Below are 21,502 nucleotides of genomic sequence, written 5' to 3'. Positions count from 1 at the left end.
TTTTGCTAGCCGGGCCTTTGATCGGTCGCCTTCATGGCATACATAGCTTGAGGCTTGCGTGGTAGATGAGTGCTGCTGCAAATATGAGTTATTAAGAACTTGGTATCTATGTATCGGGTTAATTCCAATCGAATTTCAGGATGAGCAAGCGGTGACGCACGAGGTTATCAACCAGACCCCGCCATTGACCGGTACAAATGCATGGCAGAGCGACCCGCTGATGGTGCAGCTTTCAGAAGGTTTTCCGCAGGTTGTACAGAAGGGGTTCAACGCACTCGGTCGCTTCGTCATGAGCGGCGAAGCGCAGGATCTGGCACGTCTGGCAAACAGCGAGCCGCCAAAGCTGAGGACCCATGATCGCTACGGTCACCGCGTCGACGCCGTGGAATTTCATCCCGCCTACCACGCATTGATGCGTCGCTCGATCACCAACGGTCTGCATTGTTCGATGTGGGAAAATATCCCGGAAGAGGCAGGCAATCGTCATCAGATACGCGCGGTGCGATTCTATCTGACAGGCCAGCTCGAAGCCGGTCATCTCTGCCCTTTGACTATGACCAGCGCCTCGCTTGCCGCGCTCATGGCCAACAACAAGCTGTTCCGGGACTGGGCACCACGGATCACTACGCGCACCTACGACAATTCCCGCAAGCCGCCGGTGGAAAAGAACGGCCTCACCCTGGGCATGGGCATGACGGAAAAGCAGGGTGGAACCGACGTCAAGGCCAATACGACGAGCGCTGCACATGCGGGCAATGGTATTTATCGGCTGGATGGCCACAAGTGGTTTTTGTCAGCGCCGATGTCGGATGCATTTTTAATGCTGGCGCAAGCGGATGAGGGGCTTTCATGTTTTCTCGTCCCGCGCATTTTGAGCAATGGTGATGCCAACGGTCTTAGTCTGATCCGTCTGAAGGACAAGCTAGGCAATCGCTCGAATGCCTCTTCCGAGGTTGAGATTACGGGCGCCTATGGCGAGATGATTGGCGAACCAGGTGCCGGTATCAAAACCATCATGGACATGGTGACGCTGACGCGTCTTGATTGCGCAGTGGCCTCTGCGGCGCTGATGCGTGCAGGTATGGCCGAAGCGGTGCATCATGCGCGTCATCGCAAGGTCGGCGGCGAGGCGTTGATCGACCAGCCGCTGATGCAGCGCGTTCTGGCCGATATGGCACTCGATGTTGCAGCTGCGACGGCACTTTCCCTGCGGCTTGCACGTGCTTTCGACTATGCTGCCGATGATTATGCGGAAGCCTCCTATGCTCGCGCCATGACGCCTGTCGTAAAATATTGGGTTTGCAAGATGGCCCCGGCGCTGCTTTACGAAACGATGGAGTGCCTCGGGGGCAATGGCTATGTCGAGGAAGCGCCGCTGGCGCGCTACTACCGTGAAGCTCCGGTCAACGCGATCTGGGAAGGCTCAGGCAATGTCATGGCTCTTGACGTCCTGCGTGTATTGCAACGTGGTCCGGCACTCTTCGACAATGTGATGGAGATCATCGAACGTGATCTCGGCAATTCCGGATCAGGCACGGTAAAGGTACTGCGCGCGGCCGTTCAGGTTGCGCATAATGACGAGGGTGCTGCCCGCCTTCTGAGCGAGCAGCTTGCACTTTCGGCAGCGGCTGCGGAGCTGCGCAGGCTGCAATCCGGCCAGATAGCGGACGCCTTCATTGAGAGCCGCCTAGCCGGGCAATGGCGCTCGACCTATGGCATGCTTGACGGGCGTCATAATTGCCGCGCTATCATCGATAGCCTCTATCCGCCCGCGAGTTGAGTGGCACACCAAAGCATCAACGGAATCGTGATGAAAGAAAGCGCGGTCTGCCACGCAGTGATGACGGCGTAAAGCTGCGCGTCACCGCCCAGCTGTCGCGCCAGGAGATATCCGTGCGTCGTCGCCGGAACAGCGACGCAAAGGGTCAGGTAGATCAGGTTGTCGCTCTTGACGCCGGTGACGATCGCGACTGCCATCATCAGCACAGGAAATACCAGAAGCTTTACCAGAATGGGAAACCAAAGCGGAAAGCGGACAGACCATAGTCTCGTGATCTTGATGCTGGCTCCGACGCTGAGAAGCCCGACACCAAAGGCAGCGCGACCAAGAAGATCAAGGCCCGCATGAATTGAGGACGGAACCGACAAACCCGATGCCCGACATGCCAGCGCGGCAAACGCGGCCAGCAGAACCGGGTTTCCACGCAGGAACCGCAGAATATCCATTTTCGGTTTTGGTTCATCAGCGTGCATCACAGTGACGAGAGCCACGATGCCGTTAAGAGGAAGCATGAAGAGCGCGACGATGAAAACCATGATGCTTAGGCCGTGTTCTCCGAACATCTTGCCGGCGATTACCACCGAGATGTAGCCATTCCAGTGAATGGCGCTCTGAAAAACGGACGAAAACTCCCACGGCGCGATAAGGCGCATGCGTTGCAGGAGCAGGAGTGTGCAAAGCATGATCACACAAATTGCTGCCAGCGCCATCGCGAATGGGACTGCGATTGCAGTGAACTGTATTGCCTCGAAGTCAGCCCGCATGATGACGATAAAGGTCAGCGCGGGATAGAGAATCCAGTAGGCGAGCTCTTCGATTGCAGACCAGCCCGCGCTGTCGATCAGCGGAGATCGGCGCAGAATGTTACCGCCTATAATGATGAGAAAGATCGGGATGATCGTGTCAAAAATAACATTCATGTTCTAGCCGAAAATTAGAAACTAAAAATTTTTTGTAATTAAATGAATTGTGCAGTTCGGGTCTGCACTTGAAAATGGTGGGAAATACTTGGGAACCGACAAACTGGAACCGAAACGGCTGTTACTCCTGGTCTGCCATGATAGCAGCCAAACGATCCAGAACGCCTTGCAGAATGAAGGTTGCAGCAGCGGAGTCGATGCGCTGTGAACGCTTGGCACGGGAGACATCCATCTCCAGAAGCGCGCGTTCCGCGGCGACGGTAGAAAGTCGCTCGTCCCAGAAAAGGACAGGCAGGTCGCGCAGCTTTGCGAAATTACGGATGAATGCCTTGCTGGCCTGCACACGTGGTCCGCTCGTTCCGTCCATATTTACCGGAAGGCCCATGACGATACCGCCGATATTTTCCTTGTCGATGAGCGCAATAAGTTGCTCGGCATCCTTGGTGAATTTGACGCGGCGGATGAGTGGACGAGGATGGGCCAAGGCAAGCATAGCATCGGAGACGGACAGGCCCAGTGTTTTTTCACCGAGATCGAGACCCACGAGAGTTTTACCGGCTTCGAGGGTTTGCGCGAGTTCTTCGATGGTGACGACGGGCACTGTATCTTACCTTTGACTCTTGAAGCGTGGTGCTTATGTTCCAGCTCGAGCATCTTTAACGGGTTACGGCGACCTTGGCGCGATATAAATGACGCGGGGTGCCGTTAAATGGAGCGCAACATGAAACTGACCTGGTTCGGCCATTCCGCCTTTCGCATCGAAGCGGGCGAAAATGTCATCCTGATCGACCCCTTTCTTTCTGGAAATTCCACCTGGAATGGCGGCTGGAGACAGGCAGCGCAAGGCGCAACACATGTTCTGTTGACCCACGGCCATATGGACCACGTCGGTGACAGCCTCGATATTCTGCATAATACCAAAGCCACACTGGTTGCCAATTTCGAACTATGCAATTTCCTCGTCGGAAAAGGGGCGGACAAGGATCGCATCAATCCGGGTAATCACGGTGGCACCGTCGATTGCGGTGGATTCACGACGACCTTCGTCAATGCCCTGCATTCGTCGTCCTTTCCGAACGACGACGGCACAAACGTATATCTAGGCAATCCGGCTGGTCTCGTATTGCATTTTGCGGAAGACAAGACCGTCTATCACATGGGCGATACTGACATTTTCGGTGACATGGCGCTGATCAACGAACTGCATCAGCCGCAGATCGGTCTGGTGCCCATTGGCGACCGCTTTACCATGGGCGGCGCCGTCGCAGCACTTGCCTGTCAGCGGTTCTTCGACTTCGAGACGGTTATTCCTTGTCACTATGGGACATTCCCGATCATCGACCAGAATGCCGACAAGTTCGTATCCAGCATGCAGGAGGGGAAAAAGCAGACGAGAGTGCTTGTTCCCACGATCGGGGATGCCTTCGAACTGTGATTGAACACAATGCCTCGGGTTCCGGCGATTGCGCATACGCGCCATCGCAGCTATAGCCCAAGACGAATCAAGGACCGGTACCTCCGGAGAAGCAATGTCTGTCGATATCAACACCGTTAAACGCGTCTCGCATCTTGCCCGCATCGCCATCAGCGATGAGGAGGCAGAAAAAATGACTGCCGATCTCAATGGCATTTTAGGCTTCGTCGAGCAGCTCGATGAAGTCGATGTTACTGATGTAGAGCCTATGACGTCGGTTCTTCCGATGGTCATGAAAAAGCGTCAGGATGCAGTCACGGATGGTGATCGCCAAAGCGACATCGTCGCCAACGCGCCGGCCTCCGACGCCGGGTTCTTCCTGGTTCCTAAAGTGGTGGAGTGAGATGGCGATTGCGATCAATATCGAATCGCCTTTGCAGGATGACGTGCGCGCGCTCGTTTCCGAGCTGAATGCCGTACTTCTCAAGCTTTCGCCGCCGGAGTTCTGCTTCCACATGACCGTCGAACAGATGGCTGATGCAAAAACGACCGTGTTGATCGCACGCGACGAAGGCAAGGCCGTGGCCTGTGGAGCGCTTCGCGTTCACGACCGCGGCATTGGCGAGGTCAAACGCATGTATACTCGTCCGGATTATCGGGGGCGGGCCATTGGCGGGCGGATCATTGATCGCATCGAATCATTGGCCCGCGACAAGCGGTTGAGCCATCTCGTTCTTGAAACCGGCAATCAGCATTCCGCAGCATGGCGCGTTTACGAACGTGCCGGGTTTACGCGATGCGGTGCCGTTCTTGACTATCCGGACTCTGAGTGGTCCGTCTTCTACGAAAAGCGACTGACGAACCAAGCCGCAGCCTGACTGGAAAAACGATGACCGAACTGACCAATCTGACAATCGCCGAAGCTCGCGAGAAGCTGCGTGCAAAGGAATTTTCCGCGGTCGAGCTGACGGACGCCTATCTTGCAGCCATCGATGCCGCGAATCCGACAGTCAACGCGTATGTTGCCGTGACTCACGATCAGGCCCGGGATATGGCGAGGGCTTCCGATGCCCGTCTTGGAAAGGGCGAAGCGGGCGCTCTGGAAGGCATTCCGCTGGGCGTGAAGGATCTCTTCGCAACTAAGGGCGTGCATATGCAGGCGTGTTCGCATGTGCTTGACGGCTTCAAGCCGACCTATGAATCGACCGTGACGGCAAATCTATGGGCCGATGGCGCCGTCATGCTCGGCAAGCTCAATATGGATGAGTTCGCGATGGGTTCTTCCAACGAGACGTCCTATTATGGCGCCGTGAAAAACCCGTGGCGCGCGACCGGTGAGGCAGATGATCGCGTGCCGGGCGGCTCGTCTGGTGGTTCGGCGGCGGCGGTTGCCGCACAGATTTGCGCCGGGGCCACCGCAACCGACACGGGAGGTTCGATTCGCCAACCGGCTGCCTTTACCGGCACCGTCGGCATCAAGCCTACCTATGGGCGCTGCTCGCGCTGGGGCGTGGCTGCCTACGCATCATCACTCGATCAGGCAGGCCCGATCACGCGTGACGTACGCGACGCCGCGATCATGCTCAGATCGATGGCGTCCTACGATGAAAAGGACACGACCAGCGCCGATGTCGCCGTGCCTGATTATGAGGCTGCCCTCGGACAATCAGTCAAGGGCATGAAGATCGGCATTCCGCGTGAATATCGCGTTGATGACATGCCGGAAGAGATAGAGGCTCTGTGGCAGAAGGGCATCGCCTGGTTGAAGGACGCTGGTGCGGAGATCGTGGATATCTCGCTTCCGCACACGAAATATGCGTTGCCTGCATATTATATCGTCGCCCCGGCCGAAGCGTCATCAAATCTCGCTCGCTACGATGGCGTTCGCTACGGTTTGCGCGTGCCGGGCAAGGACATTGCCGAGATGTATGAAAACACCCGTGCGGCTGGTTTCGGCACAGAGGTGAAGCGCCGTATCCTCATCGGCACCTATGTACTTTCGGCGGGCTATTACGACGCTTATTATCTGAAGGCCCAAAAAGTTCGCACACTGATCCGTCGCGACTTCGAACAGTGCTTCGACGCTGGCGTCGACGCAATCCTGGCGCCGATTACACCTTCCGCTGCCTTCAAGATCGGCGACAAAGCCCTCAAGGCCGATCCGGTGAAGATGTATCTTAATGACGTCTTCAGCGTAACGCTCAATATGGCCGGCCTACCGGGTATTTCGGTTCCCGCCGGACTGAGCGCAGAGGGGTTACCGCTCGGTTTGCAGCTGATCGGGCGCCCTTTCGAGGAAGAGACGCTGTTCAAGGCGGCACATGCGATCGAGCATGCTGCTGGCACGTTCAAGCCACAGCGTTGGTGGTAATCGTTTGAAAGGAAGCCGATGTTTTTCATCGTTTCGAAAATCGTTGGCTTCTTTCTCCATCCCATTAATCTTACCATCCTGTTTTTGGCTCTTGGCTTCGCGCTGAGGTTCACGCGTTTCGTAAAAATCTCGACGAGCTTCGCAGCGGGAGGAATCCTGATACTGATCCTTGCAGCCTGGAGTTCGCTGGGCAGCATGCTTCTGATACCTCTGGAAGATCATTTTCCTCGTCCCGAGGCTGCATCGATTGGTCGGATCGCCGGAATCATCGTTCTCGGTGGTGGTATGGAGGGCGCGATCAATCTGACGCGTGGAACGCACGATCTCAACAGTGCTGGCGACCGTTTCGTCGAGACGGCCATCCTGGCGCGGCAGTTTCCCGATGTGCCAATCATTATTTCCGGTGGAAACGGGGAACTCGTCCTCGAAGGAGAGGGCGACGCGGATACCGCGCTGCGGCTTCTAACTCTGCTTGGTGTTGATCGTGAGCGTCTCGTGCCGGAAAACAAGTCGCGAAACACGCATGAAAACGCTGTTTTCTCAAAGGCTGTCGCGAGGCCGCAGCCCGGTCAGAAATGGCTCTTGATTACGTCGGCATTCCATATGCCCCGGTCGGTCGCACTGTTTAGGCAGGTCGGCTTCGACGTGATCGCGTGGCCGGTCGATTATCGTACGAGCGGAGCGGAAGGCGTGGGCTTCTTTCGAGATAATACGAATGACAACATCGCCAAGCTCAATCTCGGCATTCGCGAATGGATTGGGCTTGTCGTCTACAGATTTTCAGGACGCACGTCCGACCTGCTCCCTGCTCCTTGAGCTGGAGGTGCCTTCGCTTCATCAAGCTCGTCCATGACGGCCAAACGGGCTGACGAGAAAAACTGGCGCTTGATGAGGACGAGCGTCAGGACCGTGGAGGTCAGGAAAAATATCCAGCCGTTCACGAACCAGCCGAGATAGCCGATCGAGAAGAAGATTGCGCGCAGGCCCTCGTTAAAATGTTTTCCCGCGATGATATTGACCTGTGCTGCGCGCTCGACGGCACGATCCATCTTCTCCGGATCGGAATGGCGGACAGACATGACGGGAACCGCACCGATCAGAATCGCGCAGTAATTGAACAGACGGTAAGACCAGGTGAACTTGAAAAAGGCGAAGGCGAGGACCAAAATCAGGCCGATAACCTTGATCTCGAACGTTACCCGTAGTGCTTGCGACGTAACCGGCAAATCGGAAAGCACGGCCATGACCCGGTCCGGTGCACCCAGCAGGGCAAAGCAGCCGCCAATGGCGATGAGAGCGCTCGACGCGAAAAAGGCGGTTCCTTGTTGAAGACTGGCCATGATGGAGGTGTCGATCATGCGCAAGTCACGATGCGCGAGGGTCTGCATCCACAGCCGTCTTTGCTGGTTCATGTAGGCGGACAGGGACTTTCGCCTGACCACGCCGCCGTTGGCCGCGATGCTAAACAACATCCATATGCCGACAAAATAGAGGATGGCGAGATAGTCGATCCATGTGAAATGTACCAGGTCGCGCATGCTGCCTTGTCCGCTAATCGTCCAGAAATTGCCCCATGTGTTGACGAAGTACTAAAAAAAAACGGAGTCGCAAACTACTGATTTTATTAAATCTAGCCTATTAACCGCATGGCAGGCATGTCGAAATGTGCCGCGAATTAGCCTAAAACGTGAATTGCCAAACCGTTTGAATAACTGTAGACACCGGCAGCTAACGGGATGTGCGTCCGCGCAAATCCGGTTGCAACAGGAGCAAAATGGCTCCCGGATCATGTGATCCGAGGTACATAGGAAAATCATGGAAGATACGGTAGAGAAATCCTGTTGGGGCGTCGCAGTGAAGGCGGCCTTGGGTTTCGCAGCGATTATTCTGCTTATCTGGTTGGGTAGCGGCGATAGCGCGACTGTGGTTGCCGCGGCCCGCTAAGTTTGGTTCATGGAGTTTTTTCAAGCGTCGTCTGCCTGTTGAAAAAGGTAGACGGCGCTTGATGCTTTTTAGCAGGAAGCGCATTTTCAACTCATGTCTCTGAATATTGTAAAACTCTGCGTCGGTTGCGACTCCGTCGAGGATCTTGAAGCCTGGATCGCGCACCGCCTGACGGAAAAGCGCCTTGTCGGAGAACGGGAAATCCATTGGCATGTTACGCGGATGGTGCCCACGCGGCAGGACGAGCTGCGCGACGGTTCACTTTACTGGGTCATTAAGGGCAATATTCAGTGTCGGCAAAAGCTGATAGGCATCGAGCCATTCACTGATGGCGAGGGAATATCGCGCTGTCGCATTCTGCTTGAGCCAGAAGTCGTTCGCACACAGTGGGTGCCGCGCAAGGCTTTCCAGGGCTGGCGCTATTTCAAGCCGGAAGATGTGCCTGCGGATTTAGGAGCGGGTGATGAGAGCATCGCCCAGATGCCGGCGACCCTGCGTGCGGAGCTCGCAGAACTTGGCTTGCTGTAAAGGAAAAGCCGGGCGAACCCGGCATTCAACTTCTTTTTCGTTTCTCAGCTTTCCAGCTTGATCCTTACGGGCGCTTTCCCCGCGGGACTGCAAACCTTGACTCGCGATAGTGTTTTCGGCTGCGATGAGCGGAAAGCGCGTGCGCCATGCGTCAGAAGGATGCCGACAAGGGCTTTCGTGGAGGGACGTGTGGGCTTCATCTGACCGGCTATCTGTTTGCGTGCGTGGGTAAGCGGTCCTGCTTCACGCGCGCTTTCATTGTTTCCGAACAGATTCAGGCGTCCGATCATACTAATCCCCCTCATGCTATCGCGTATCAGACTGGTCATGCGTCCCCGACCTACTGCTGGACCGCATAACAGCTGATGTCGCGCTTCTTCAGTGCGCTGCAAGCGTTCCATGCAGCTTCCTTGGAATTGAAGCCCCCAAAGCGAGCCCGATAAAAGGTCGATCCGTCTTTCTCAAAAACGGAGGTGAAGGCAGATGCGTCCGCAAGAATGGTCGCGGCTTTCTGAGAAGTTGTCGCCAGAACAGCTTGCGCGTCGCTTTCAGATGGCAACGACCCAATCTGCACAACCCAGCCATTCGATGCCGGTTGGGGTTGCGGAACAGCGACGGCGGGCTGTGCGGCCGCCTGCACCGGTGCGGAAGGAGCGTTGGCAATAGGCGCCTTGGGGCGGACGGTCGCGGCAGTCTGGATGCCGTCGATCTGCACTGTTGGGCGGGCGCTAGGAAGCGGAGCGGCATAGGCTTGGACGGTTGGGGCGTTGGAAGTCCGGGACTGCTCGTTGGTCGCGGCCATAAGAGCTGCAATTGCATCGCCGCCTTCATTGGAGGCAAGTTCGGTACCCGGACGGAAGTCAGGCGTCGGAATGTCGTTCTTTGGCAGTCGGATGCCGGCGACACGAGCTTCAAACGCAGGGCCGGTGGCGGAAGCAATAAGCGGGCCGCGGTCGCGTTTGGAGGCGGCCGGCATGTACTTGGCGAGAAGTGCGCGCATCTGGTCGTCGCGGGCGCGAGTGGAAGTGCCGCCGAGAACAACGCCAACAACGCTGCGCCCTTGGTCGTCCTGCATCGAGGAAACGAGGTTGAAACCGGAGGCGCGCGTATACCCGGTCTTGATACCGTCCACACCCTTAACACTGGTCACGAGACGATTATGCGTCGAAATTGTCGTCTTGCCATACGTAAAGGAGCGGGCAGAGAAAAATTTATAATACTGCGGAAAGTGTTCACGCAGCGCGATGCCTAGCTTGGCCATATCGGCGGCGGTGGTCACCTGCTGGCTGTTCGGTAGGCCGTGCGCATTCCGGAAGACGGTCTTGGTCATGCCGAGTTGACGCGCCTTGCGGGTCATCAGTTGAGCGAAAGCGGTTTCAGACCCGGCAATTTTTTCACCAACTGCTGTCGCAACGTCGTTAGCCGAGCGGATGACGAGGGCGTTGATCGCGGTTTCGACGGTAATGGAATTGCCAGGCTTCACGCCAAGCTTCGTTGGCTGTTCGGAAGAGGCGTTGGCGGAGAAGGAGATCCGGCTCGACAAATCGAGATGGCCAGCCTTCATCTGCTCGAAAAGCAGATAAAGCGTCATCATCTTGGTGAGAGAAGCCGGGTATCTTAGCTCATTGGCGCTCGAGGCATGCAGTGTCTTGCCAGTATTGGCGTCGACAATGATGGCCGCATATTTCGAGTTGGCGCTTGCAGGCGATGCAATGATGACGGCGACAAGGGCTATTGCCAAGGCACAAACCGGAGTGATCGATCGGCGCGCTTTGGCTCCTACGCTATTCCACGCTATACGCACTGTTACGTCCTTTGGTAGTCTGGGGCAGCTTTCAAAGCAGCAGCTAAAACCAACAGCGTTACCAATCCGTTTAGGCTAACGCCGTATGAAAAATTTTTCGGCAAATTTCGTAAAAAACGAATTAATGAAATGCCGTATCGGTGCCGTTTGTGTGCGGACGTTTTAAAAAGCGAAGCTGTGGCCAGAACGTGGCACAGGTTCATAAAACTTATAATCGCGGGTTACAGGTCGAATTGTTGACGTTGTCGGATAGATCATATTGCCAGCGTCGATGAAGAGCTTAAAATCGGAACCGGAATGCCTACATAGGGTTTTCCGGGGCAGAGTGTGAAGGACAATGCAAGGGTGATGAACGGCAAAGATTTCCATGAACGTGAGCATCCGTCGATGCAAGTTGGTGACGACGGAGACGGCGGTACGGATCGCAATACCTCCGTTATTACGCGAACGAAAACCAAGCCGAAAAAACCAAGCCTTTACAGAGTGCTTCTTCTGAACGACGATTACACCCCCATGGAATTCGTGATCCACGTTCTGGAGCGCTTTTTCCAGAAGGACAGGGAGGCCGCGACCCGGATCATGCTGCACGTCCATAACCACGGTGTTGGGGAGTGCGGTGTCTATACCTACGAGGTGGCCGAGACAAAGGTGTCTCAGGTCATGGAATTTGCCCGTCAGCATCAGCACCCGCTGCAATGCGTGATGGAGAAAAAGTGAGGTTCTAATGCCGGCATTTTCGCAAGGTCTAGAACAGGCGCTGCACAAGGCGCTGACTCTGGCAAACGAGCGTCATCATGAATATGCTACGCTGGAGCACCTGCTGCTGGCGCTGGTCGATGATGCCGATGCCTCGGCGGTCATGCGCGCCTGCAATGTAAAACTCGATGAATTGCGCCAGACCTTGCTCGCCTACGTGGACAACGAGCTGGATAATCTGGTGACAGGCTATGTGGAAGATTCCAAGCCGACTGCCGGTTTTCAGCGGGTTATTCAGCGTGCGGTCATCCATGTGCAATCGTCGGGCAGGGAAGAGGTTTCGGGGGCCAACGTGCTTGTGGCGATTTTTGCCGAGCGCGAAAGTCACGCCGCCTATTTTCTGCAAGAGCAACAGATGACCCGTTACGACGCGGTCAATTACATCTCCCACGGCATCGCCAAGCGTCCTGGCGCTGCGGAGAGCAAATCGGCGCGCGGTGCAGAAGAAGAACAAGCTTCGTCTGCACATTCCGACAATGAAGAAGCACCAAAGAAGAAGCAGCAGGATGCGCTGACGGCCTACTGCGTCAATCTCAATGACAAGGCCCGGTCTGGCAAGATCGATCCGTTGGTCGGGCGCGAGGCGGAAGTCAACCGGACGATCCAGATTCTGTGCCGTCGCTCCAAAAACAACCCGCTTTATGTGGGGGATCCGGGTGTGGGTAAAACAGCTATCGCAGAAGGCCTGGCGAAACGCATTATCGAGGGTAAGGTTCCGGCTGTTCTGCAGGATGCAACGATCTTCTCGCTCGACATGGGAACGTTGCTTGCAGGCACCCGGTATCGCGGCGACTTTGAGGAGCGCCTGAAGCAGGTCGTGAAAGAGCTGGAAGACTTTCCTGGCGCCGTTCTGTTCATCGATGAAATCCATACAGTGATCGGTGCCGGTGCAACGTCCGGCGGAGCAATGGACGCGTCTAATCTGTTGAAGCCGGCCCTCTCGTCCGGTGCTATCCGTTGCATTGGCTCAACCACTTATAAGGAGTATCGCCAGTTCTTCGAGAAGGATCGCGCACTCGTGCGACGTTTCCAGAAAATCGACGTGTCCGAACCGACCGTGAGTGACGCGATCGAGATCATGAAGGGCTTGAAGCCGTATTTTGAGTCCTTTCATCAGGTGAAATACACAAATGATGCGCTGAAAGCGGCTGTTGAACTTTCAGCGCGCTATATCAACGATCGCAAGTTGCCGGACAAGGCGATCGACGTGATCGACGAAACTGGTGCTGCGCAGATGCTGTTGCCGGAATCGAAGCGCAAGAAGACGATCTCGGTCAAGGAGATCGAGGAAACCATTGCGACGATGGCGCGCATTCCTCCAAAGACGGTCTCGGCCGACGACGAGGTCGTTCTATCGGGACTGGAAACCGAACTGAAGCGCGTCGTCTATGGTCAGGATGCGGCAATCACCGCGCTGTCGTCTGCGATCAAGCTGGCGCGTGCGGGCTTGCGCGAACCCGACAAGCCGATTGGCTCGTATCTGTTTTCCGGCCCGACAGGTGTCGGCAAGACGGAAGTTGCCAAGCAGCTTGCCTCTTCCCTTGGGGTGCAGTTGTTGCGCTTCGATATGTCGGAATACATGGAGCGTCACACGGTATCGCGGCTTATTGGTGCGCCTCCTGGCTATGTCGGCTTCGACCAGGGGGGCATGCTGACGGACGGTGTGGACCAGCATCCGCATTGCGTGCTTCTGCTGGATGAGATCGAAAAGGCGCATCCGGACTTGTTCAACATCCTGTTGCAGGTGATGGACCATGGCAAGCTGACTGATCATAATGGCAAGCAGATCGACTTCCGCAATGTCATTCTGATCATGACGACCAACGCAGGTGCCTCGGAGGCGCAGAAAGCCGCAATTGGCTTCGGCTCGCAGCGGCGCACAGGCGATGATATGGAGGCGATCAACCGTCTGTTCACGCCAGAATTCCGCAATCGTCTTGATGCGATCATTCCGTTCGGCCCGCTACCTGTTCCGGTCATCCACCAGGTGGTTCAGAAGTTTGTCATGCAGCTTGAGGCACAGCTTGCAGAACGCGGCGTGACCTTCGAATTGTCAGAGGGTGCGATCAACTGGCTGGCCGAAAAGGGATATGACGAATTCATGGGAGCGCGTCCGCTTGGACGGGTGATCCAGGAACATATCAAGAAGCCGTTGGCCGAGGAGGTTCTGTTCGGACGACTCAAGAATGGGGGTACGGTCCGCGTGAGTGTCGAAGCGGACACGACCGGCGCGAAGGTACTCAAGCTTAATCTGATCGACGATCGCGCGCCGGTCAAGCCAAAGGCGGAGAAGGAGAGTGAGGCGAAGCCACGGCGAAAGACGGTGAAGAAGCCTGCCGCCAAGCCAAAGCCAAGCGACGCTTCTGCCTAAGCTGAACTTGATGAAAAATACGAATGCGGCGCACGTAGGTGTGCCGCATTTTTCGTGCCTTACTTGCAGTCGAGTTGCGTGCTAACCCTTCGCTATGCTTATAGTTTGCGCTATTACATAAAAATGTCTGCATTAGCCGAACCCGAATCCCCGCAACCTTACACCTTGAAAAATGCCGTTCGCTGGTATGGGCGCGGAGCGCGCAGTGCCGTCTCCATTCCCGGTTTGATGCTTGTCTTCTCATTCGTCGGCTTTGCCGGGCTGGCGCGTGAATCGGGCCTGACGCTTTTGCAATCCGTTTTCATGACAATGATAATCTGGGCGCTGCCCGCAAAAGTGGTTCTGGTTGGAGCAATTACCTCGGGTACTGGGATTTTGGGCGCGGCCTTTGCTGTCGCATTGTCCTCAATTCGCCTGATGCCGATGGTCGTCGCTCTGGTGCCGGAAATGCGTACGCCACGCACGCGGACCGTGACGCTTTATTTCCTGTCGCACTTCATTGCTGTCACCTCCTGGGTAATGGCCATGGAGCGATTGCGCCATATTCCGGAAAATTACAGGACCAGCTGGTATTTCGGCGCTGGTTCCACATTGGTCATGGCTAATATGCTGGTTGTCGGCGTGGTCTTCGCGTTGGCGGGGAGCTTGCCGCCAGCCGCCAATGCAGCGCTGCTCTTCCTGACGCCGATTTACTTCCTTACGTCGCTCTGGGGTACGGCCCGAGAACGGGCAGGGCGGTACGCGCTGATTTTCGGCATGGTCATAGGTCCGATCATCAGCTATTTCGCGCCGGAATTTTCTCTTCTCGGTGCTGGCATCATTGGTGGAGGCGCAGCCTTTCTTCTTCGGGAGAGAGACGCATGAGCTTTACCGCGTTTGACTCCGCCTGGTGGTGGCAACTGAGCTATATTCTGTTTGCCGGATGGCTTGCGACGGACGGATGGCGCTTTCTGGGCGTCTATTTCGGGGCGAAAGTAAATATAGAGTCGCCGTCTCTTGTTCTGGTGCGTTGCGTGGCGACGGCATTGGTTGCAGCCGTGATCGGCAACCTTATCGTTTTCCCATCGGGAGCGCTGGCGGACTCTCCACTTCTCTTGCGGATTGGCGCGGCGGTTGCCGGATTCTTGTGTTATCTCTTGCTCGGAAAGAGAATGATCTTTGGTATCCTGGTTGGTGAAGCTGTCCTGGTGACTGGCTTGCTCATTTTATAGCTCCATTTACACCGGTTATAAGTAAAAATCTTTTATATTGATCCGCATCCTGAAGCGGATTTAATCCATGTTGAAATACCACTTTGTACGCATTTTTACCTACCGCGCTGAACGCATCATAATTCTTGTAACCTGCTTTCTTTTGTTTCTTGATTTTATCCTGATCACGCTGAAAAATGTTCCCGTTGATCATGGAGCTTTTGCTTTCACAGCAATGGTTGGGCTGGCGATAACTGGCATCGGCGTTGCCTACCGGACTTCGAGACGTGACGGCAAAATCGCCCTCATGCTTATCGCGACGGGGTTGTTCGTTGAGTTCACACTCGTCGCGTCGACATTCAACTATCTGTTGCTGCCACTTCCGTGGGGCGCGAATGAAGCGTGGTTCGCGCAAATGGATGAATGGATAGGCTTTCATTGGCCAAGCTATGTTGCCTGGATTGTCAGTATCCCGTACGCCCGCAATTTGCTGCTGGCGATCTACGTATCTTCGTTGCCACAGCTGGTCGCGATGATCCTGACCCTGGGCATTGGCGGTCACGCGCGCTCTCTACATCTTTTCCTGCTAACAGGGGTGTTCGGGTCCTTGATGAGCATCGCGATATGGAGCGTCGTCCCGAGTGTGGGTGCAGCTGCGCACTATATTCTTCCAGAAGAACTCTCCAAGGCTGCGGCCTTGCTGGTCGACAATAGCTACGCGTTGAAGGTCACCGACCTCATAGCGGAAGGAGCGTTCTATATCTCTCCGCGCGAGGCCTTGGGTCTTATCGGCTTTCCGTCATTTCACATGGTGATGGCCTGCATGGCAGTCTGGTTCTCATATGGCCACCGCTGGCTCTTCTTGCCTCTTCTTCTGATCAACCTTCTCATGATACCCGCCATTCTCTTTCATGGCGGGCATCATGTGATGGATGTCATCGGAGGGGTAGTCGTGTTCGGCCTGTGCTTGGCCGCCTCGATCCATATTTTGCGATATGCGGATCACTCGTCTCATTCCTGTGATATAACGAGCGCGCACCTATAACGGTGATCAAGCGAGTGCTTCCCGAATCCTGGCGGCGTTCTCAGAAAGCGCGTCGGGGTCTTCCATCGTACCTGTATGAGGCTTCAGAGGTACGCCTTCGAAGCGCGGAATTACATGAAAATGTAGATGGAATACGGTCTGGCCACTTGCCGATTCGTTGAATTGTACGATCTGCACACCATCGGCGTTGAAGGCTTTCTTGACGGCGATGGCAAGCTTCTGTGTCGTGTCGATTACGGCTGTGAGCATGGCTTGGTCGGCGTCAAAAATATTGCGAGCGGCGCGCTTGGGGATGACAAGGCAATGACCTTTGCCTTGCGGCATGACATCCATGAAGGCCAGTGTTTCAGAATCTTCATAAAGCTTGTGGGCCGGAATTTCGCCGCGCAGAATTTTGGCGAAGACGTTGTCGTTCTGATAGGCCGTCATGAGTGCTCCTCTGTTTTGCGAAATGGCGTGTGTTCGGAAAGGTAGGCGCCGACGTCCGCCACGTCCCGACGCTCGTGAGCAAGATAATCCGCAATAGCGCGCCGTAGACCCGGATGTGCGACGAAATGCGCCGAATGCGTCGTCACCGGTATGTAGCCCCGCGCCAGTTTGTGCTCTCCCTGTGCGCCTGCTTCAACGACAGCGAGCTTGCGTTCGATCGCGAAGTCAATTGCCTGATGATAGCAAACCTCGAAATGCAGGAACGGTTGATCTTCCACGCAACCCCAGTGACGGCCGAAAAGACGATCCGAACCAATGAAATTAATCGCACCGGCGATGTAACGCCCATTGCGCCTTGCCATCACGAGCAGAATATCATTCGCCATGCGTTCGCCAATGAGCGAGAAGAAGGTGCGATTCAGGTATGGGCGCCCCCATTTGCGTCGGCCCGTATCCATATAGAAGACAAAGAACTGGTCCCATATCTCCTCGGTCAGGTCTCTGCCGGTCAGCCAGTCGATCTCTATACCGTTTTCCAGCGCATCGCGTCGCTCGCGTTTCAAGGCTTTGCGTTTTGAGGAACGCAGCTGACCAAGAAAATCCTCGTAAGATGCGTAGCCCGGATTGACGAAATGGAATTGCTGATCAGTCCGCAGGAGATAGTCTTCGTTGGCGAGGGCGTCGATGTCGCGTTCCTGTGCGAATGTGACATGGACGGAGGAAAGAGCATTGCGGACGGCGACGGATTTCAGACCGGCTGCCAATGCCCGGCGGATCGTGTCAGGGTCTGTGTCTCGCGTGGCCAACAGGCGAGGACCGGTTGCAGGCGTGAAGGGAACGGAAACCTGAAGCTTCGGATAATATCGTCCGCCGGCACGTTCAAAAGCGTCTGCCCAGCCGTGATCGAACACATATTCTCCCTGGCTGTTGGACTTGAGATAGGCGGGAGCTGCCCCCAGCAGCGTTCCCGTCTCCTCATCCTGGACAACGAAATGCTTTGGCACCCAACCGGAGCTTTCTCCAACGCAGCCGGATTCCTCCAGTGCGCTAAGATAGCCATAGGAGAGGAAGGGGTTGTAGGTGGCATCCTCGCCCGCAGCGCCCGTAAGCCGCGACCACGCAACCTCCCCAATGTCGCGAAGTGAATCACGCAGCGAGAGAACGGCATTGGTGATCGCAGGGTCGGACATTCTGCCTCTTAAACGGGTTCCGGAACGAAGCCCTCGAAAGTGATCTGGTCTGCACTTTTGGCGCTGATTGCGGCGGTTTCCTGATCGCGTACAGTCCAGCTGATAATCGGCATGGACAGCTTTTCACGACAGAAACGCAGGAAAGGATTGGAAAGCTGCTGGACGTGATAGGAAACGAAATCGATATCATGCGCCAGCATGGAGAAATGTGCCTCCATTTCCTGCTGTTTCATGCCCATTGCCGTCAAGCCGCGCGGAATGTGTTGCGGGATGCAGCCAAAATCGCGAATGATCCAGTGATCGAAGCTCATGACGGCGACTTCGCCGTCATACGCCGTTAGATCGTTGGCGACGCTGGCAACCAGTCCTGCATCGTGACCCGGTGCGCCCTTGATTTCCACAATAAGCGGCACGCGACCAGAAACAAGGTCAAGGAGTTCGGAGAGCCGTGGCGGATGATCGTCTGTGCCGCCCACACGAAGGGCAGAAAATTCATCTGCGGTTCTCTGCCAGACAAAGCCGCTTTGGCCGGTGAGGCGCTTCAAATCCAGATCATGATGAACGATGGCCACGCCGTCCGAGGAGAGAATTACGTCGCATTCGATGGCATATCCTGCTTCGATGGCGCGCTCTGATGACGAAAGCGTATTCTCCCATACATTTCGATTCAGATCGTGCAGGCCGCGGTGGGCGATAGGCCGGCGAATGATGAAATCAGTGTTGCGCATGGAGAAAACCTTGAACGATAGCAGAATTAGGTGCCGCGACTCGAGATAAACGAGCTTTACGCGATTCGGATAATCGCGTCAGATAGCGTGTTTTCGTGACAGAGGTTTTGCCGGCGCTTTGTTTCCCACTTGCCATGCAATTGTCGCACCGGCGAATTTAACCTATCTCATGGAAAATCAACGGACGCAGGAAATGCGCCGATCTTGTTCAGGAGTAGCTTGATGCAGTGCCGCAGCACATTTCTTACCGTAACGACGGCACTGGTGATGACCCTATCGGCCAACGCAGGCCTAAGCGCCGCCCCTCAGCTTCTGCCGCATCTGGCAGTGTATGAACTCTCGCTTGGCAGTGCTACGGAGCGTTCTGGTATCAGTGGTGTGCAGGGACGCATGGTCTATGAGTTTCGCGGTTCTCCCTGCGAGGGCTACACAGTGACATATCGCTTCGTCTCCCGCATCAATGCTGGTGGGCAATGGCGAACGACCGATCAGCAGACGACGAGTTTTGAGACGGCCGACGGAAACGAGTATAATTTTTCGACCCGCTCCTTCGTCGATCAGGCTGCCGATACAGAGATTAAGGGCGTGGCGCGCCAGGAAAAGGGTGAAACTCGCGTCGAGGTCGAAAAGCCCGATGCTGGGGAATTCGAACTGCCCGCCACGAAGTTTCCGACGCAGCATTTGCTGGAGGTGATCAAAAGCGCCCAGACCGATCGCAAATTCTACGAGCAGACGATCTTTGACGGCTCCGACGACGCAAACGAGCTTATGTCGACAACTGTCGCGATAGGTAATGCGGAAACCGCGAGTGCTAATGATCCGGAAGCCAAGGCGCTTGGCGCGCACAAGGAAGAGAAAGTATGGCCGGTCGACATCGCTTATTTTGACGCGGCCCAGACCCAAAATGTGGACGAGACGCCAAAATATCGCACGACATTTAAATTGCACGAAAATGGCGTAACACGCGACCTGATGATGGATTATGGGGAGTTCTCGATTTTGGGTAAGCTTGTCGAATTCAAGCCGATCGAACAAAGCAATAACTGCGATAAGAAACCTGAGTAGAGTACTATCTTAAAATCATAATTTGTCTATCCAGTTTATAACCGGAAGAGCGCTGGGGGCGCAAACAAGGTGGCAGCCGAAATCAACTCAACCGAGCTTGCGAACGTTGTCATTCTGCTTGGAGCAGGCGTTATCGCAGCGCCGATCTTTCGTCGGATTGGTCTGGGATCGGTTCTTGGCTATCTGGCAGCCGGACTTGCAGTCGGACCTTCGGGGTTGGGGTTCTTTCAGGACTCCGAGGCGGTCATTCATATAGCGGAACTTGGCGTGGTCATGTTCCTGTTCATCATCGGACTGGAGATGGAACCCGCCAAGCTATGGTCTATGCGCAAGGACATTTTCGGTGTTGGCGCTGCGCAAGTGCTAGCTGCAATTGGCGGCCTGACGCTGATTGGCGTTGCGGCTGGCTATTCCCCGACTGTGTCATTCGTGGCCGGCACCGGCTTTGTGCTGACTTCGACGGCTATCGTGATGCAGGTTCTCCAGGAGCGGGGCGCCATGGCTACGTTGAAAGGGCAGCGCATTATCGCGATACTACTTTTCGAGGACCTGGCGATTGTACCACTGCTGGCCATTGTCGCGCTGCTCGGCACCGGTTCTGCCGAAATGGACGGGCAGGAACGCTTGACTGCAATCGGCATCGCCATTGCGGCGGTTGTCGCGCTGGTGATTGCGGGACGATATCTTCTTAACCCGATGTTCCGGCTTCTTGCTTCCTGGGGAGCACGTGAGGTGATGACGGCGGCGGCACTTCTCGTTGTTCTCGGATCGGCGCTGCTGATGCAGGTTTCAGGTCTCTCTATGGCGATGGGCGCATTCGTTGCGGGCGTGCTTCTCTCCGAATCGCATTTCCGTCATCAGCTGGAAGCTGACATCGAACCGTTTCGCGGCATTTTGCTAGGTCTGTTCTTTCTCGGTGTGGGCATGGCGATTGATCTTGGGGTCATCGCCGCGAATTGGCAACTCGTTGTCATCGCTGTCGGGGCCTACATGGTGGCCAAGGCAGCGATCATCTATGGCGTCGCGCGGCTTGTCGGTACCTGCCGCAGCGAGTCCATCGAGAGAGCCGTGCTGATGGCGCAGGGCGGCGAATTCGCCTTCGTGCTTTATTCGGCAGCCGTGGCGGCTGGTATTCTAGATGCCGAAACGAATGCGATTCTCACCGCCACGATCATCATCTCGATGATTCTGACGCCCTTGATGCTGATCGCACACGATAGGCTGATGCCGGCTGCGCCCGAACCCGATACTGACGGGCTGGCTCTCCCGCAAAATGTCGAAGGCACGATTCTGATGATCGGCTTTGGTCGCTTTGGCCAGATCGTCAGCCAGCCGCTGCTCGGCCGTGGCTATAAGCTCTCGCTGATCGATAAGGATGCGGATTTCGTGCGCGAAGCTGAAAGTTTCGGGTTCAAGGTCTATTATGGCGATGGTACGCGCTCCGATATTCTCCACGCATCGGGCGCTGCAACGGCGAAGGCTATCTTGATCTGCGTTGGCAAAAAGGAGATTTCTCTCGCGATCGCGCGTATGGTGAAGGAGGAGTTTCCGCTCGTTCCGGTGATGGCGCGTGCTTATGATCGCGGCCACGCCATTGATCTCGTTAAAGCCGGGGTGGATTACCAGATCCGTGAAACCTTAGGCTCGGCACTCGCATTCAGCGAAGCAGTTCTCGACAAGCTCGAGGGGGATCCCGAACTGTCGCAACGCCTGATCGAAGAGTTTCGTGAGTTGGATGCCGAGCGCTTCGAAGTCGAGATCGTTGACGGCATTTATGCAGGTCGTAAGCTAGTTCGCGGTAACGCACAGCCGGCTGACATCATTGCCGAGCGCACGCGGAGGCGCAGGGAGGCGGACGAAGAGGCGCGTTCGGCGGCGCAACCGGCAGAATAGCTGGCTTCGTGCTTGCATTTTGAGCTCGGGCGCTCTATAGGCGCACATATTCCACACACGGGCTTAGGGTGACG

The 21,502-nt window shown here is 55.7% G+C and carries 24 protein-coding genes; 15 read left to right on the top strand and 9 right to left on the bottom strand.

Annotation, left to right across the window (positions count from 1 at the left end; all coding sequences use genetic code 11):
* The first annotated feature begins 151 nt into the window (after nt 1-151).
* Nucleotides 152-1,780, top strand: a complete 1,629-nt coding sequence (locus IE151_RS01660) for an acyl-CoA dehydrogenase family protein (RefSeq protein ID WP_189487205.1) — start codon at nt 152-154, stop codon at nt 1,778-1,780.
* Here IE151_RS01660 and IE151_RS01655 read toward each other — a convergent pair.
* Nucleotides 1,762-2,700 carry an AEC family transporter gene (locus tag IE151_RS01655; RefSeq protein ID WP_189487203.1) on the bottom strand — a complete coding sequence of 313 codons (939 nt, stop codon included), beginning with the start codon at nt 2,698-2,700 and terminating at the stop codon, nt 1,762-1,764. The two genes, IE151_RS01660 and IE151_RS01655, sit on opposite strands and share 19 nt — an antisense overlap.
* 121 nt (nt 2,701-2,821) lie before the next feature.
* Complete coding sequence (gene ruvX / locus IE151_RS01650) at nt 2,822-3,301, bottom strand: Holliday junction resolvase RuvX (protein WP_189487201.1); 480 nt, start codon at nt 3,299-3,301, stop codon at nt 2,822-2,824.
* Between the two features lie 120 nt (nt 3,302-3,421).
* On the opposite strand from ruvX, the gene IE151_RS01645 reads away from it, so the two are divergent.
* From IE151_RS01645 to IE151_RS01625, 5 genes are all read left to right on the top strand, one after another.
* Nucleotides 3,422-4,135: a metal-dependent hydrolase gene (locus IE151_RS01645; RefSeq protein WP_189487199.1), complete on the top strand. Its 714-nt coding sequence runs from the start codon at nt 3,422-3,424 to the stop codon at nt 4,133-4,135.
* Nucleotides 4,136-4,229: 94 nt separating this feature from the next.
* On the top strand, nt 4,230-4,517 hold the full coding sequence (gatC, locus tag IE151_RS01640) for an Asp-tRNA(Asn)/Glu-tRNA(Gln) amidotransferase subunit GatC (RefSeq protein ID WP_189487197.1): 288 nt from the start codon (nt 4,230-4,232) through the stop codon (nt 4,515-4,517).
* 1 nt (nt 4,518) lies between these two features.
* On the top strand, nt 4,519-4,992 hold the full coding sequence (locus tag IE151_RS01635) for a GNAT family N-acetyltransferase (RefSeq protein ID WP_189487195.1): 474 nt from the start codon (nt 4,519-4,521) through the stop codon (nt 4,990-4,992).
* Nucleotides 4,993-5,003: 11 nt separating this feature from the next.
* A complete protein-coding gene (gene gatA / locus IE151_RS01630) occupies nt 5,004-6,485 on the top strand; it encodes an Asp-tRNA(Asn)/Glu-tRNA(Gln) amidotransferase subunit GatA (protein WP_189487193.1) in 1,482 nt (493 codons plus the stop codon).
* A gap of 18 nt (nt 6,486-6,503) precedes the next feature.
* A complete protein-coding gene (locus tag IE151_RS01625; protein WP_189487191.1) occupies nt 6,504-7,301 on the top strand; it encodes a YdcF family protein in 798 nt (265 codons plus the stop codon).
* On the opposite strand, the gene IE151_RS01620 is transcribed toward IE151_RS01625, so the two are convergent.
* Nucleotides 7,256-8,023 carry a DUF599 domain-containing protein gene (locus tag IE151_RS01620; protein ID WP_189487190.1) on the bottom strand — a complete coding sequence of 256 codons (768 nt, stop codon included), beginning with the start codon at nt 8,021-8,023 and terminating at the stop codon, nt 7,256-7,258. The two genes, IE151_RS01625 and IE151_RS01620, sit on opposite strands and share 46 nt — an antisense overlap.
* 277 nt (nt 8,024-8,300) lie before the next feature.
* Between IE151_RS01620 and IE151_RS17805 the strand changes: the two genes are divergently transcribed.
* Nucleotides 8,301-8,429, top strand: coding sequence for a hypothetical protein (locus IE151_RS17805; RefSeq protein WP_280517230.1), 129 nt, complete (start codon nt 8,301-8,303; stop codon nt 8,427-8,429).
* A 93-nt stretch (nt 8,430-8,522) separates the two neighbouring features.
* Nucleotides 8,523-8,957 carry a DUF1489 family protein gene (locus tag IE151_RS01615; protein WP_189487189.1) on the top strand — a complete coding sequence of 145 codons (435 nt, stop codon included), beginning with the start codon at nt 8,523-8,525 and terminating at the stop codon, nt 8,955-8,957.
* Between the two features lie 44 nt (nt 8,958-9,001).
* Here the strand turns inward: IE151_RS01615 and IE151_RS01610 are convergent, their stop codons facing one another.
* Nucleotides 9,002-9,247: a hypothetical protein gene (locus IE151_RS01610; protein ID WP_189487188.1), complete on the bottom strand. Its 246-nt coding sequence runs from the start codon at nt 9,245-9,247 to the stop codon at nt 9,002-9,004.
* 50 nt (nt 9,248-9,297) lie between these two features.
* Complete coding sequence (locus tag IE151_RS01605) at nt 9,298-10,698, bottom strand: SPOR domain-containing protein (protein WP_244636562.1); 1,401 nt, start codon at nt 10,696-10,698, stop codon at nt 9,298-9,300.
* Between the two features lie 450 nt (nt 10,699-11,148).
* On the opposite strand from IE151_RS01605, the gene clpS reads away from it, so the two are divergent.
* From clpS to IE151_RS01585, 4 genes are all read left to right on the top strand, one after another.
* Nucleotides 11,149-11,478, top strand: coding sequence for an ATP-dependent Clp protease adapter ClpS (gene clpS, locus IE151_RS01600; protein WP_189487598.1), 330 nt, complete (start codon nt 11,149-11,151; stop codon nt 11,476-11,478).
* Between the two features lie 7 nt (nt 11,479-11,485).
* Nucleotides 11,486-13,888 carry an ATP-dependent Clp protease ATP-binding subunit ClpA gene (clpA, locus tag IE151_RS01595; RefSeq protein WP_189487186.1) on the top strand — a complete coding sequence of 801 codons (2,403 nt, stop codon included), beginning with the start codon at nt 11,486-11,488 and terminating at the stop codon, nt 13,886-13,888.
* 123 nt (nt 13,889-14,011) lie between these two features.
* Nucleotides 14,012-14,752, top strand: coding sequence for an AzlC family ABC transporter permease (locus tag IE151_RS01590; RefSeq protein ID WP_189487185.1), 741 nt, complete (start codon nt 14,012-14,014; stop codon nt 14,750-14,752).
* Nucleotides 14,749-15,099, top strand: a complete 351-nt coding sequence (locus IE151_RS01585) for an AzlD domain-containing protein (protein WP_189487183.1) — start codon at nt 14,749-14,751, stop codon at nt 15,097-15,099. The genes IE151_RS01590 and IE151_RS01585 overlap by 4 nt, the downstream gene beginning before the upstream one ends.
* Here the strand turns inward: IE151_RS01585 and IE151_RS01580 are convergent.
* Nucleotides 15,089-15,292 (bottom strand): hypothetical protein, encoded by a 204-nt coding sequence (locus IE151_RS01580; RefSeq protein ID WP_189487181.1) that lies wholly within the window; start codon nt 15,290-15,292, stop codon nt 15,089-15,091. The two genes, IE151_RS01585 and IE151_RS01580, sit on opposite strands and share 11 nt — an antisense overlap.
* Nucleotides 15,293-15,313: 21 nt before the next feature.
* Here IE151_RS01580 and IE151_RS01575 point away from each other — a divergent pair, with 21 nt between their 5' ends.
* Complete coding sequence (locus IE151_RS01575) at nt 15,314-16,123, top strand: phosphatase PAP2 family protein (protein ID WP_189487178.1); 810 nt, start codon at nt 15,314-15,316, stop codon at nt 16,121-16,123.
* A gap of 6 nt (nt 16,124-16,129) precedes the next feature.
* On the opposite strand, the gene IE151_RS01570 is transcribed toward IE151_RS01575, so the two are convergent.
* From IE151_RS01570 to IE151_RS01560, 3 genes are read right to left on the bottom strand one after another with little or no spacing between them, the layout of a single operon-like run.
* On the bottom strand, nt 16,130-16,552 hold the full coding sequence (locus IE151_RS01570; RefSeq protein ID WP_189487176.1) for an HIT family protein: 423 nt from the start codon (nt 16,550-16,552) through the stop codon (nt 16,130-16,132).
* Nucleotides 16,549-17,727, bottom strand: coding sequence for a GNAT family N-acetyltransferase (locus IE151_RS01565; RefSeq protein WP_382344717.1), 1,179 nt, complete (start codon nt 17,725-17,727; stop codon nt 16,549-16,551). The genes IE151_RS01570 and IE151_RS01565 overlap by 4 nt, the downstream gene beginning before the upstream one ends.
* 23 nt (nt 17,728-17,750) lie before the next feature.
* Nucleotides 17,751-18,470 (bottom strand): glycerophosphodiester phosphodiesterase, encoded by a 720-nt coding sequence (locus IE151_RS01560; RefSeq protein ID WP_189487172.1) that lies wholly within the window; start codon nt 18,468-18,470, stop codon nt 17,751-17,753.
* Nucleotides 18,471-18,692: 222 nt separating this feature from the next.
* Between IE151_RS01560 and IE151_RS01555 the strand changes: the two genes are divergently transcribed.
* On the top strand, nt 18,693-19,535 hold the full coding sequence (locus IE151_RS01555) for a cell envelope integrity EipB family protein (protein ID WP_189487170.1): 843 nt from the start codon (nt 18,693-18,695) through the stop codon (nt 19,533-19,535).
* Nucleotides 19,536-19,604: 69 nt separating this feature from the next.
* The gene (locus IE151_RS01550; RefSeq protein ID WP_189487168.1) at nt 19,605-21,428 is read left to right on the top strand and encodes a monovalent cation:proton antiporter-2 (CPA2) family protein; all 1,824 of its coding nucleotides are present in this window, start codon (nt 19,605-19,607) and stop codon (nt 21,426-21,428) included.
* Nucleotides 21,429-21,502: the final 74 nt, after the last annotated feature.

This window comes from Limoniibacter endophyticus (genome assembly GCF_014652835.1).
Taxonomy (GTDB): domain Bacteria; phylum Pseudomonadota; class Alphaproteobacteria; order Rhizobiales; family Rhizobiaceae; genus Limoniibacter; species Limoniibacter endophyticus.
The sequence above is the reverse complement of the archived record's forward strand: the minus strand, read 5'-3'. Positions and strand labels throughout refer to the sequence as shown.